The 11,748-nt window shown below is 71.5% G+C and carries 12 protein-coding genes and 3 pseudogenes; 10 read left to right on the top strand and 5 right to left on the bottom strand.

What is annotated here, in order from left to right:
- Window positions 1-3: 3 nt before the first annotated feature.
- The 4 genes from rsrA to ACZ4N4_RS23085 form a co-directional block, all read right to left on the bottom strand.
- Window positions 4-342 carry a mycothiol system anti-sigma-R factor gene (gene rsrA, locus ACZ4N4_RS23100; RefSeq protein ID WP_453570942.1) on the bottom strand — a complete coding sequence of 113 codons (339 nt, stop codon included), beginning with the start codon at window positions 340-342 and terminating at the stop codon, window positions 4-6.
- Window positions 339-1,022: an RNA polymerase sigma factor SigR gene (gene sigR, locus ACZ4N4_RS23095; protein WP_362569623.1), complete on the bottom strand. Its 684-nt coding sequence runs from the start codon at window positions 1,020-1,022 to the stop codon at window positions 339-341. Before sigR ends, rsrA begins: the two co-directional genes overlap by 4 nt.
- A gap of 256 nt (window positions 1,023-1,278) precedes the next feature.
- Window positions 1,279-1,911 (bottom strand): alpha/beta hydrolase family protein, encoded by a 633-nt coding sequence (locus tag ACZ4N4_RS23090; RefSeq protein WP_467591583.1) that lies wholly within the window; start codon window positions 1,909-1,911, stop codon window positions 1,279-1,281.
- Window positions 1,912-1,945: 34 nt separating this feature from the next.
- Window positions 1,946-2,761, bottom strand: coding sequence for an SOS response-associated peptidase (locus tag ACZ4N4_RS23085; RefSeq protein ID WP_467591580.1), 816 nt, complete (start codon window positions 2,759-2,761; stop codon window positions 1,946-1,948).
- Window positions 2,762-3,452: 691 nt separating this feature from the next.
- Between ACZ4N4_RS23085 and ACZ4N4_RS23080 the strand changes: the two genes are divergently transcribed.
- From ACZ4N4_RS23080 to ACZ4N4_RS23065, 4 genes are all read left to right on the top strand, one after another.
- Complete coding sequence (locus ACZ4N4_RS23080; RefSeq protein WP_467591577.1) at window positions 3,453-4,166, top strand: M50 family metallopeptidase; 714 nt, start codon at window positions 3,453-3,455, stop codon at window positions 4,164-4,166.
- Window positions 4,167-4,370: 204 nt separating this feature from the next.
- Window positions 4,371-5,723 (top strand): 3-phosphoshikimate 1-carboxyvinyltransferase, encoded by a 1,353-nt coding sequence (gene aroA, locus ACZ4N4_RS23075; RefSeq protein WP_467591574.1) that lies wholly within the window; start codon window positions 4,371-4,373, stop codon window positions 5,721-5,723.
- Between the two features lie 12 nt (window positions 5,724-5,735).
- Complete coding sequence (gene rsgA, locus ACZ4N4_RS23070; protein ID WP_467591571.1) at window positions 5,736-6,782, top strand: ribosome small subunit-dependent GTPase A; 1,047 nt, start codon at window positions 5,736-5,738, stop codon at window positions 6,780-6,782.
- 76 nt (window positions 6,783-6,858) lie between these two features.
- Window positions 6,859-7,182, top strand: coding sequence for a DMT family transporter (locus tag ACZ4N4_RS23065; protein WP_360476918.1), 324 nt, complete (start codon window positions 6,859-6,861; stop codon window positions 7,180-7,182).
- Between the two features lie 23 nt (window positions 7,183-7,205).
- Here ACZ4N4_RS23065 and ACZ4N4_RS23060 read toward each other — a convergent pair whose 3' ends face one another.
- Entirely contained in the window at window positions 7,206-7,808 is a 603-nt protein-coding gene (locus tag ACZ4N4_RS23060; RefSeq protein ID WP_467591567.1) for a TetR/AcrR family transcriptional regulator, read from the bottom strand.
- A 241-nt stretch (window positions 7,809-8,049) separates the two neighbouring features.
- On the opposite strand from ACZ4N4_RS23060, the gene hisN reads away from it, so the two are divergent.
- The 6 genes and pseudogenes from hisN to ACZ4N4_RS23030 all read left to right on the top strand — a co-directional run.
- Complete coding sequence (gene hisN / locus ACZ4N4_RS23055; RefSeq protein WP_453570924.1) at window positions 8,050-8,850, top strand: histidinol-phosphatase; 801 nt, start codon at window positions 8,050-8,052, stop codon at window positions 8,848-8,850.
- 184 nt (window positions 8,851-9,034) lie between these two features.
- Window positions 9,035-9,427 carry a CBS domain-containing protein gene (locus tag ACZ4N4_RS23050; protein ID WP_453570922.1) on the top strand — a complete coding sequence of 131 codons (393 nt, stop codon included), beginning with the start codon at window positions 9,035-9,037 and terminating at the stop codon, window positions 9,425-9,427.
- A 195-nt stretch (window positions 9,428-9,622) separates the two neighbouring features.
- Window positions 9,623-10,042, top strand: a complete 420-nt coding sequence (locus tag ACZ4N4_RS23045) for a Fur family transcriptional regulator (RefSeq protein WP_467591564.1) — start codon at window positions 9,623-9,625, stop codon at window positions 10,040-10,042.
- A 101-nt stretch (window positions 10,043-10,143) separates the two neighbouring features.
- Window positions 10,144-10,964, top strand: a pseudogene (locus tag ACZ4N4_RS23040) (ABC transporter ATP-binding protein).
- Window positions 10,961-11,386, top strand: a pseudogene (locus ACZ4N4_RS23035) (ABC transporter permease); the annotation flags it as partial. The pseudogenes ACZ4N4_RS23040 and ACZ4N4_RS23035, both read left to right, overlap by 4 nt.
- Window positions 11,326-11,710: pseudogene (locus ACZ4N4_RS23030) on the top strand (ABC transporter substrate-binding protein); the annotation flags it as partial. The pseudogenes ACZ4N4_RS23035 and ACZ4N4_RS23030, both read left to right, overlap by 61 nt.
- Between the last annotated feature and the right edge of the window lie 38 nt (window positions 11,711-11,748).

Below are 11,748 nucleotides of genomic sequence, written 5' to 3'. Positions count from 1 at the left end.
CGCTCAGCTCTCCTGCGGGGCGACCGGAGAGGCCTGTGTGACCGGTGTGGTCTGGGTGGCCGTGACGTCGTGCTCCGGGACGGCCTGGCCGGAGCGGATCAGGTCCAGCCGCCCCAGCACCTTGGCCCGCAGGTCGCTGGGCACGTCGTCATGGCCGCAGCACCGCTTGACCAGCTTCTTCACGGCCTGCTCCAGCCCGTACTTCTCCAGGCAGGGGGAGCACTCGTCGAAGTGCTGCTTGAACTTGACGCGATCGACGTCCGGCATCTCACTGTCGAGGAACTCGTACAGATGATCGAGTACCTCACCGCAGTCCGTCTCGTGCGGCTCTCCGCAGCTCATGAGCCCGAGCCTTTCGCTTCGTTCGACTCCCCGGCGCCGGCCGGGACGAGTCCGCGCTCACGCGCGTAGTCCTCCAGCATGCCGCGCAGTTGACGGCGGCCCCGGTGCAGCCGGGACATCACCGTACCGATGGGTGTCCCCATGATGTCCGCGATCTCCTTGTACGCAAAGCCCTCTACGTCGGCCAGGTAGACGGCGATGCGGAATTCCTCGGGGATCGCCTGCAGCGCCGACTTCACATCCGAGTCGGGCAGATGGTCGAGCGCCTGCGACTCCGCGGAGCGCAGACCGGTCGACATGTGCGACTCGGCGCGGGCGAGCTGCCAGTCCTCGATCTCCTCGGCCGCGGAGCGCTGGGGTTCGCGCTGCTTCTTGCGGTACGAGTTGATGAAGGTGTTGGTGAGAATGCGGTACAGCCAGGCCTTGAGGTTGGTGCCCTCACGGAACTGGTGGAAGGACGCGTACGCCTTGGCGTAGGTCTCCTGCACCAGGTCCTCGGCGTCGGCCGGGTTGCGCGTCATGCGCAGCGCGGCCGAGTACATCTGGTCGAGGAATTCCAGCGCGTCCCGCTCGAAGCGCGCGGTGCGCTCCGAGGTCGACTCCGCGCTCGTGCCCTGGCCCTCGGGCAGCTCCGCCTGGCCGTTGTCGGTCCCTGCGTCGGTCCCAGTGACCGGACCCACCTCCTCAAGATCCAGGGCGGGACCGAAACCGATCCCACTCGACTCGGAGGATAGAACACGACCCGTGCCTGCCGCCGCTCGAATAGGAGCGGTCTTGGCCGCGTGCAGCACTGTCCAGTCCAGGTCAGCGCTGCTGTTGCGGCTCGGGCAGATGGTCGAACCCATGCGGCGGACTTCCTCTCCTTCGGCGTCGGCGCTGGTGCCCCAGCACTTCTGTCCGCTTAAACATGGGCCCGCCGCGCAACATTCCCGGGCGTCACCCGAGGATCGCCATCCACTCGACGACGGCGTCCGTGATGATGGTCACTGCCTGTTCCGGCTCGGTGTCTGCCCTTTTGGGCACCGCGAACCCGTGATCGCCGTACGGCACCTCGACCAGTTGGTAGTCGCCGGCCGGGAACTCGGCCGGCTTCCCGAACGGGTCGTTGCCGCCCTGGACGACGAGCGTGGGCACCCCGGCTCCCAGCAACTCCGCGGCCCGCGACTTCTCCGGGCGGCCCGGCGGGTGCAGCGGGAAGCTGAGCGCGAGGACGGCGGCCGCGCCCAGCTCCGTGGCGGTACGGCAGGCGACCCGGGCTCCGGCGCTGCGCCCGCCGGACACCACCGGCAGCCCGGGCGCGGCGAGCGCCGGCCACACGCCCCGCCAGCCCACGTCGAGCGTCTTCGGCGCCGGGGCGACCTTCTTGCCGGCGACCCGCCAGGGCTGTTCGACGAGCGCGACGGTCACACCGTGCTCCGGCAGCGCCGCGGCGATCGCACGCAGATCGCGGGCCTCGATGCCGCCGCCCGCCCCATGGCTCACGGCGAGCACCAGCCGCGCGTTCTCCGCCTCGTGCCAGGTGATGCGGGCGTCCCCCGCCTCCGTACCGACGATCTTCGAAGTGGTCACGCCAGAAGGCTAGAAGAGCGGAAGGCCGGAGAGGCTAGAAGAGTGTGCTCTCTTCCGGTGCCTCCAGCTCGGTCAGCAGTTCCGGGCCGTTGTTGCGGACGTTGCTGACGGCCGTGGCGACCGGGTAGGCCCGCATCAGGCCCTCCGGCGGCGGGGCGAGCAGCGAGCGCAGTTCCTCGACGTCCGTGCGGGCCGGGTCGAGCCAGGCGTCCCAGCGGTCCGGGGTGAGCATCAGCGGCATCCGGGGGTGGATGTCGGACAGCGACCGCGGGCCCTCGGCGGGCGCCACCGCCAGCGGCGAGGTCTCCGCCTCCGTGGTGATCACCGAGCAGGTCACCCACCAGGCCAGCGGATGCTCGTCGGGCAGCGTCCGGTCCCGCCAGAACTCGTACAGCCCGGCCATGGCGAACACCGAGCCGTCGGCGGGGAGCACGAAGTACGGCTGCTTGCGCGGCCGTTTCTTCCTGCCCTCGACCTCCAGCTCCCGCTCCTCCTTGGCGGTGACCCACTCGTAGTAGCCGTCGGCGGGCAGGATGCAGCGGCGGGCGGCGAAGGCGCGGCGGTACGACGGCTTCTCGTGCACGGTCTCGGCGCGCGCGTTGATCATCCGGGCACCGCCCTCGGGCGACTTGGCCCAGGACGGCACCAACCCCCACTTGAGCCTGCGCAGCTGACGGACCGGCCGCTGGTCGTCCGCGTCCTTCAGGGGCCGGTCCAGAACCGCGTAGACCTCCTTGGTGGGGGCCACGTTGTAGTCGGGCGCCAGAGTCTCCTCGGGCTCCCACTTCTCGACCTCGAAGATTCCGGCCAGGTCCTCGGGCCTACGACTCGACGCGTACCGTCCGCACATCTTCACAACCCTACATTTCACTCCCAGGACTGAAGCCGGGACGACGGAATCGGCGCCGGGCCACCCGGGGCAGGTCAAGCACCTCTGGCCTACGTGCCGGTCAATGGCTCAGGCCGATACGCAGCTCAGGCAAACATCCGCAAGTAGGGCAAAATTCCGCTGCTTCCCTCCTTCCAGCCCGGGCGCAGTTCGGTGCCGGCCCGGGTCCCCGCCGGGCCGGCCCGGCGGCGCAGTGACCGGGCGTTCCTCGGCGCGCCGTCGCCCTCGTCGAACTGGTCGTGGGCCTCGGCCTGTTGGGGCAGGGCGAGGTGGACGGGCCGGCCAGGTGCCGCTGTCCGTCGGCCGGCGGCCTGTATCCCGTCCAGACGGATCTGGACGTGAAGCCGGGTGCGGTGACGGACCTGGCCCCGGGGCGCACTACGTCGAGCCGCGGCACAACACCGTGGTGCTGCTCGGCGAGGACCGGTCGCCGGCCTGCCGACGGCGGTGGACCGGCGCAGCGGGGAGGTGAGCGGCACGGCACGATCCGATCCGGGACCGCGGACAGTGATCCGCGACCGAGCACAGTGGTCCCGGCCCGTGGCCGGTGATACGGGGACGTTCCCTCTCTCATGGCCGTTGACATGCCGACCACACATACATACGTGTCAGACTGCCGACTCCGTACGACGAGAGGGAACGACCGCAGACCATGGACACCAGCACAGCGACCTCTCTCTGGGACGAGCTGACCGGCACCCAGCCCGACCCGGACCTGTGGGTGGTGATCGCGACACTCGCCGCCGCTGCCGCCGTGGTCGTCCCGCACACCGTGTGGCGGATATCCCGCAACGCCATCACGATCGCCCACGAGGGCGGCCACGGCCTGGTCGCCCTGCTCACCGGCCGCCAGCTCACCGGCATCCGGCTGCACTCCGACACCAGCGGCCTCACGCTCAGCCGGGGCAAGCCGCACGGTCTGGGCATGATCCTCACGGCGGCGGCCGGCTACACCGCGCCCCCGCTCCTGGGCCTGGGCGGCGCGGCCCTGCTCGGCGCCGGCCGCACCACTCTTCTGCTGTGGGTCGCGACGGCCCTGCTCATCGCCATGCTGGTGATGATCCGCAACGCGTACGGCGTCCTGACGGTGTTCCTGACGGGCGGCGCCTTCCTGCTGGTGTCCTGGCTGGCGGGACCCCAGGTGCAGGCGGCGTTCGCGTACGCGGTGGTCTGGTTCCTGCTGCTGGGCGGGGTACGCCCGGCCTTCGAACTCCAGGCGAAGCGGTCACGGGGCGGCGCCGGCGACTCGGACGCGGACCAGCTGTCCCGCCTGACCCATGTACCGGCGGGCCTGTGGCTGTTCCTGTTCCACGCGGTGTCCCTGTGTTCCCTGATCGGCGGAGGCCGCTGGCTCCTCGGAATGTGAACCAGCCGACGCGGGCGCCAACCAACCGAAGAACACAGCCGACCTGAGCGCAGCCACCCCAGGGGCGCGGGGAACGGCGCGACCAGCCCCCACACCGCCGCACCCGAACGACGGCCTCCCCGCGAAGCGACCCGCACACGAACAACGGCCCTCCCCCGCGGAGCGACCCGCACTCCCACCGCCCCCGCGCACTAAAGTGACCCCATGGCCGCAAACCCCACCGCACCAACCGCCCTCTGGCCCGCCCCCCACGCAAGCGGGGCCGTCGACGCGACGGTCCACGTGCCGGGGTCCAAGTCGGTCACCAACCGCGCCCTCGTCCTCGCCGCCCTCGCCTCCGAACCCGGCTGGCTGCGCCGGCCCCTCCGGTCCCGGGACACCCTGCTGATGGCCGGCGCTCTGCGGGCGATGGGCGTCGGCATCGACGAGACGGTGTCGTCCAGCTCCTCCGTCGCGGGCGGCCCCGGCGGCGCCGGCGAGGCATGGCGCGTGCTCCCCGCCGGCCTGCGCGGCCCCGCCACCGTCGACGTCGGCAACGCCGGCACGGTGATGCGCTTCCTCCCGCCCGTCGCCACCCTCGCCGCCGGCGACATCCGCTTCGACGGCGACCCCCGCTCCTACGAGCGCCCCCTGCACGGCGTGATCGACGCCCTGCGCGCCCTCGGCGCCCGTATCGACGACGACGGCCGGGGCGCGCTCCCGCTGACCGTGCACGGCAGCGGCGCCCTGGAGGGCGGCCCGGTGTCGATCGACGCCTCGTCCTCGTCCCAGTTCGTGTCGGCCCTGCTGCTCTCCGGCCCACGGTTCAACCAGGGCGTGGAGGTCCGCCACATCGGCCCGAGCCTCCCCTCCCTTCCGCACATCCGGATGACCGTCGACATGCTGCGCGCGGTCGGCGCCCAGGTGGACACCCCGGAGTCGGGTGGTGAGCCGAACGTCTGGCGGGTCACCCCGGGCGCCCTGCTCGGCCGGGACCTGACCGTCGAGCCGGACCTCTCCAACGCCCAGCCGTTCCTCGCCGCCGCCCTGGTGACGGGTGGCAAGGTGCTGATCCCGGACTGGCCGTCGCGGACCACCCAGCCGGGTGACCGGCTGCGCGAGATCTTCACCGAGATGGGCGGTTCCTGCGAACTGACCGAGTACGGCCTGGAGTTCACCGGTTCCGGCCGGATCCACGGCATCGATGTCGACCTGGGTGACGTGGGCGAGCTGACCCCCGGTGTCGCGGCGGTCGCCGCGCTCGCCGACTCCCCCTCCACCCTCCGGGGCGTGTCCCATCTCCGTCTCCACGAGACGGACCGGCTGGCCGCGCTCACCAAGGAGATCAACGAGCTCGGCGGTGACGTCACCGAGACCGCGGACGGCCTGCACATCCGCCCGCGCAGGCTGCACGGCGGGGTCTTCCACACCTACGAGGACCACCGCATGGCCACCGCCGGTGCGATCATCGGCCTGGCCGTGGAGGGCGTTCAGATCGAGAACGTGGCGACCACGGCGAAGACCCTGCCGGACTTCCCCGACCTGTGGACCGGGATGCTCGGGAGCGACGGGGCCTAGGGGCGTACGACCATGCGCCGCTACGGCAAGCACACCGACGAGGACGACATCCGCCAGCGTCCCAACCGCAAGGGCACCCGGCCCCGTACCCACATCCGCCCCGCGCACGAGGGCGCGGCCGAGGGCATGGTCCTCACCGTCGACCGGGGCCGGCTGACCTGCCTGGTCGGGGACCGTACGGTCCTGGCGATGAAGGCGCGTGAGCTGGGCCGCAAGGCGGCGGTGGTCGGTGACCGGGTGGCCCTGGTGGGCGACCTGTCCGGCAGGAAGGACTCCCTGGCCCGGATCGTGCGCATCGAGGACCGGACGTCCGTGCTCCGCCGCACCGCCGACGACGACGATCCGTTCGAGCGGGTGGTCGTCGCCAACGCCGACCAGCTGGCGATCGTCACGGCCCTGGCCGACCCGGAGCCGCGCCCGCGTCTCATCGACCGCTGCCTGGTCGCGGCCTTCGACGCCGGCCTCACCCCGCTCCTGGTCATGACCAAGTCGGACCTGGCCCCGCCGGACAAGCTCCTGGAGCTGTACGGCGACCTGGACATCCCCTACGTGGTCACGAGCCGCGCGGAACTGGAGACGGGCGACGCGGCCCGCGTGGTCCAGGAACACCTGGACGGCAAGATCACGGCGTTCGTCGGCCACTCGGGTGTCGGCAAGACCACGCTGGTGAACGCCCTGGTCCCCGAGGACCTCCGGCGTACGACGGGTCATGTGAACGCGGTGACCGGCCGCGGCCGCCACACCACGACCTCGGCCCTGGCCCTTCCCCTCACCGTGGCCGGGGGCACCTCCCGCTCGAGCAAAGCCGAGAGCGGGGGAGGCTGGGTCGTCGACACCCCGGGCGTCCGCTCCTTCGGGCTGGCGCACATCGACCCGTCCCGGGTGATCCTCGCCTTCCCCGACCTGGAGCCCGGCACCGTGAACTGTCCGCGCGCGTGCAGCCACGACGAGCCGGACTGCGCGCTGGACGCGTGGGTCGCCGAGGGCCACGCGGACCCGGCCCGCCTCTACTCCCTGCGCCGGCTCCTCGCGACACGCGAGCGCAAGGACGGCGACTGACCACCGCGTTGTTTGTCCTGACCCGAGTTCGGTAAGTGCATAATCGCACCGAGCTGGACTTACGGGAGGACGGCACATGGCGTGGCTGCTGGTGATCGTGGCCGGAATTCTGGAGACCGGCTTCGCCGTGTGCCTCAAGCTCTCCCACGGCTTCACCCGTCTCTGGCCGACGATCGCGTTCGCGTCCTTCGCCCTGGGCAGCTTCGGGCTGCTGACCCTGTCCCTCAAGAAGCTGGACGTGGGCCCGGCGTACGCGGTGTGGACAGGCATCGGGGCGGCGGGCACGGCGATCTACGGCATGATCTTCCTGGGCGACCTGGTCTCCACCTTGAAGATCATCTCCATCAGCCTGGTGATCGCGGGCGTGATCGGCCTCCAGCTCTCGGGCTCCACCCACTGAACCGGCCGCGCGCCACCCGGCTTTCACACCGGCTGCCGCGAAAGCGCCGCCCGGACCAGCTCCGCCACCCCGCCCTCCCCCGGCGGTGCGGCCACACACGACAGCGCGAGCCGCACCACGAGCTCGCACGACCGGGCCAGCTCACCGTTCCCCCGCACGGCTCCCGGTCCCGACAGCACCGCCACCGCCCGGTCCCGCACGATCTGCACGAAGTCCCCGGGCGTGGGCAACGGCCCGTCCGCCCTCCGCTGCGCCGGCACCGCCGAGGAGGGCGGCACCGCGGCCGGCGTCGGCGACGGCAACCGCTCGCTCCAGCACCCCGTGAGCATCGCCCGTACCAGCGCGTTCTCACGCGCCGCCGCGGCCATCCACTCGGCCGTCGCCGTCAGGCGTTCCCGCATCTCGGTATGGCTGCCCAGCGCCCGCTCCACCCCCGCGAGATACCCGTCGGCCTCCCGGCGCACCAGCGCCCTCGCCAGGCCTTCCTTGCTGCCGAACTCGTTGTACAGCGTCTGGCGGGACACCCCGGCCGTCACGGCCACGTCGACCATCCGCACGGCGGCCCACGGGCGGCGGGCGAGCGCCGTGTACGCGGCGTCGAGCAGGGAATCCCGGGCTGCAGGCATCATCGCCTCCTGGGGCGAGCGACTCTGCGCCCAGATTTGACGCGCACGATCCCACTGTCAAGGGTTCGCGAAGGCACCAGGGGGCGCCCTTCGGCCAACCCGCGCGGGCGCACCGAGGTCGCCGCTCACCGCCCGATCGCCGCACGGTCACCCACCGAGTCCCCGACCTCCCCGCGACATCCCCGTATCCGCCCCATCCCCGTGTAGCCCCGCCCCCACCCCGGCAGATAGCGTTCGTCACATGCCGGACTACCACGATGACCTGCGGCTCGCCCACGTGCTCGCGGACGCGGCCGACGCCGCCACCATGGACCGCTTCAAGGCCCTCGACCTCAAGGTCGAGACCAAGCCGGACATGACCCCGGTGAGCGAGGCGGACAAGGCGGCCGAGGAGCTGATCCGCGGCCAGTTGCAGCGCGCCCGCCCGCGGGACGCGGTCCTCGGCGAGGAGTACGGCATCGAGGGCACCGGCCCGCGCCGCTGGGTGATCGACCCGATCGACGGCACCAAGAACTACGTACGCGGTGTCCCCGTCTGGGCGACCCTGATCTCCCTGATGGAGGCGGCCGAGGGCGGCTACCGGCCGGTCGTCGGCGTGGTCTCGGCACCCGCGCTGGGCCGCCGCTGGTGGGCGGCGCAGGGGCACGGCGCCTACACCGGCCGCAGCCTCTCCTCCGCCTCCCGCCTGCACGTCTCCAAGGTCTCGACGCTGTCCGACGCTTCGTTCGCGTACTCATCGCTGAGCGGCTGGGAGGAGCGGGGGCAGCTGAACGGCTTCCTGGACCTGACCCGGGAGGTGTGGCGCACGCGCGCGTACGGCGACTTCTGGCCCTACATGATGGTCGCCGAGGGGTCGGTGGACATCTGTGCCGAGCCGGAACTGTCCCTGTGGGACATGGCGGCCCCCGCGATCGTGGTGACGGAGGCCGGCGGCACCTTCACCGGCCTCGACGGCCGCCCCGGCCCGCACAGTGGCAACGCGGCCGCGTCCAACGGTCTGCTCCACGACGAGCTGCTGTCGTACCTCACCCAGCGTTACTGAAACAGCCTTCTGAGGCAGAACAGGGCACTCCTTTCAGGCACATATGAGCGCGTGCGCCCTCAATTGGCTACCCACACCCCCTTGTTGACCCGGGCTTTACCTGCCACCCTATGAGAACCCCCCACTTTGTGAACTTGTGAATCGCTGAACTATCTCCGCGGTTCCCTAGGAGGTGGCACCTTTCATGCTCGTCCGTGACGCCATGAGCACGGTGGTCCTCACCGTCGGCCCAGCCCACACACTCCGCCAGGCAGCCGCCCTGATGTCCGCGCGCCGCGTGGGCGCGGCGATCGTCCACGACCCGGACGCCGGCGGCATCGGCATCCTCACCGAACGCGACATCCTGAACTCCGTCGGCCTGGGCCAGAACCCGGACACGGAGCCCATCCACGCCCACACCACCAACGACGTCGTGTTCGCCACCCCGACCTGGACCCTGGAGGAGGCGGCCGGGGCGATGGCCCACGGCGGCTTCCGTCATCTGATCGTCCTCGACGGCGGCGAACCGGCCGGAATCGTCTCGGTCCGCGACATCATCCGCTGCTGGGTCGGAGCCCGCACACCGCAACCGGTCTGACACCCGGGGTCCGGCGCGCGGAACGGGCGGCCGGACCCCGACCCTCCCAGCTCGGGGCCGCCCGCCCAGGACAAGCGGGCCGCCTGCCGCTCCCTCCGTCCGACTCCATCCCGTATTGGACTTGGTCCAAGTTGAGTTCGACTCCAAAATCACACCTGTTCGGAAAATGGTCGGCCTGCTGTTAGGCTGGATGCCATGAGTGACCTTCTGGAACGGCTGCGCGGACGCGGATGGCGGATGACCGCGCAGCGACGCGTCGTGGCCGAGGTACTCGACGGCGAACACGTCCATCTGACGGCCGACGAGGTCCACGCCAGAGCCGTCATCAAGCTGCCGGAGATCTCCCGGGCGACCGTCTACAACACCCTGGGCGAACTGGTCACCCTCGGCGAGGTCCTCGAGGTCTCGACGGACAAGCGCGCCAAGCGGTACGACCCGAACGCACACCAGCCGCACCACCACCTGGTCTGCGCCCACTGCGGCTCGATCCGCGACGTCCACCCGACCGGCAACCCGCTGGCCGACCTCCCCGCCTCGGAGCGGTTCGGCTTCACGGTCTCCGACGTCGAGGTGACGTACCGCGGCCTGTGCCCGGACTGCGCGGCGGCCGCCTGACGAACGTTCCCGAAAGGCCCCGGTACTCACGATGAGTGCCGGGGCCTTCGTGTCGTAGCTCTTCGCCGTAGACGGGTTTCCCGAATCTGACGGGCCGTCATATGGTCTTGGGGTCCGCACTCTTGCGAGGAGATCCCGTGGGAGAGCCGTATCAGCCGCCTCCGGCACATCCGAAACTCCAGGCCAGGCCCTGACCCGCACCTTCGGCCGAGCCCCGCACGCGGTCGACGCCCTCGGTCCGCTCGACCTGGCCGTCGCGCCGGGCGAGTTCGTCTGCCTGGTCGGGCCCTCGGGCTGCGGCAAGTCGACCCTGCTGCGGATCGCGGCCGGTCTGCTCCGCCCCAGCGCCGGCCGGCTGGAGATCCGGTCCGACAGCCCCCGCCCGGCCGCGATGATCTTCCAGGACTACGGCATCTACGACTGGAAGACGGTTCTCGCCAACGTCCGTTTCGGCCTCGACGTACAGCGTGTGCCGCGCCGCGCGGCGAACGCCCGGGCCGCGGACTGGCTGGGCCGGCTGGGGCTCGCCGATTTCGCCGACGCCTACCCCGCGACCCTCTCCGGCGGGATGCGCCAGCGGGTGGCGATCGCCCGCGCCCTGGCCGTGGAGCCGGAACTCCTCCTCATGGACGAGCCCTTCGCCGCCCTGGACGCGCAGCTGCGCGCGATCCTCCAGGACGAGCTCCTGGACCTCACCCAGGCCCTGCGTGCCACCACCCTCTTCATCACGCACAGCCTGGAGGAGGCGCTGGTCCTCGGCGACCGGGTGCTGGTGATGTCCGCCCGCCCGGGCCGGATCATCGCCGAGCACCGCCCGCCGTTCCCGCGTCCGCGCACCGGCCGGATCCGCGACACCCCCGAGTTCACGGCGCTGAAGAGCGAGCTGTGGGAGCTGCTGCGCAAGGAGGCGGTACCGGCATGACGACCCTCATCCCGGGCCGCGAGACCCGCGTACTGGTCCGCGCCCCCGGCCCCGCCGAACTCCGTCCCGCCCGCACCCACCGGCGCCGGCGCGCCCTGGAGCTGACCCTGGCGACCGCCGTGCCCGTCCTGCTGGTCCTCCTCTGGCAGCTGGCCGCGACCCGCGCCTGGATCGACGACCGCGTCTATCCGGCGCCGTCCACGATCCTCTCCGACGGCTGGGACCGGGCGGCGGCGGGCGAATTGTGGCCGGACGTCCGGGCGACCACCCGCCGGGTGCTCGCGGGCTACGCGGTGGGCACGGCGGCCGGCTGTCTGCTGGGCCTGCTGATGGGCTCCCTCCCGCTGGTCAGGGCGGCCCTGGAGCCGCTCCTGGACGCCCTGTACGTGGTACCGAAGCTGGCCCTGCTCCCGATCTTCCTGACGGCCGTACGCTCCTGGCCGACGACGTGGACGCGGGGTGGCGCTGCTCCGGGCCTACATCCGCACGGTCGACACGTACTTCGCCGGTGACTACGAGGCGGACGCGGCCTTCGTCACGTACCTCGCGAAGCTGCTGATGACCGCGACCCCGCGATCCTGCGCTCGACCCCGCCGCTGCGCATGGACTGGGAGATCCGCGCGGGCACGACGACGCGTCTGCAGTCGGCGTACCGGGCCCAGGGCGTCGAGCCGGGCGACCCGCTCCCCGAGTCCCGGACGGTGGACCGGGCGCTCTACGAGGAGGCGGTGGGCCACGCCCCGTAGGCGCATCCGTGCCTGAAAGAAACCTCTGAACAGAAACC

Source organism: Streptomyces sp. NPDC026538, from assembly GCF_055567535.1.
The sequence above is the reverse complement of the archived record's forward strand: the minus strand, read 5'-3'. Positions and strand labels throughout refer to the sequence as shown.

Bases quoted from the DNA above. Each gene is read 5' to 3' on its own strand.
- ACZ4N4_RS23085 (WP_467591580.1), bottom strand. From the start codon at position 2,761: ATGTGCGGACGGTACGCGTCGAGTCGTAGGCCCGAGGACCTGGCCGGA.
- ACZ4N4_RS23050 (WP_453570922.1), top strand. From the start codon at position 9,035: ATGCTCGTCCGTGACGCCATGAGCACGGTGGTCCTCACCGTCGGCCCA.
- ACZ4N4_RS23060 (WP_467591567.1), bottom strand. From the start codon at position 7,808: ATGCCTGCAGCCCGGGATTCCCTGCTCGACGCCGCGTACACGGCGCTC.
- ACZ4N4_RS23045 (WP_467591564.1), top strand. From the start codon at position 9,623: ATGAGTGACCTTCTGGAACGGCTGCGCGGACGCGGATGGCGGATGACC.
- rsrA (WP_453570942.1), bottom strand. From the start codon at position 342: ATGAGCTGCGGAGAGCCGCACGAGACGGACTGCGGTGAGGTACTCGAT.
- ACZ4N4_RS23065 (WP_360476918.1), top strand. From the start codon at position 6,859: ATGGCGTGGCTGCTGGTGATCGTGGCCGGAATTCTGGAGACCGGCTTC.
- hisN (WP_453570924.1), top strand. From the start codon at position 8,050: ATGCCGGACTACCACGATGACCTGCGGCTCGCCCACGTGCTCGCGGAC.
- ACZ4N4_RS23080 (WP_467591577.1), top strand. From the start codon at position 3,453: ATGGACACCAGCACAGCGACCTCTCTCTGGGACGAGCTGACCGGCACC.
- rsgA (WP_467591571.1), top strand. From the start codon at position 5,736: ATGCGCCGCTACGGCAAGCACACCGACGAGGACGACATCCGCCAGCGT.
- aroA (WP_467591574.1), top strand. From the start codon at position 4,371: ATGGCCGCAAACCCCACCGCACCAACCGCCCTCTGGCCCGCCCCCCAC.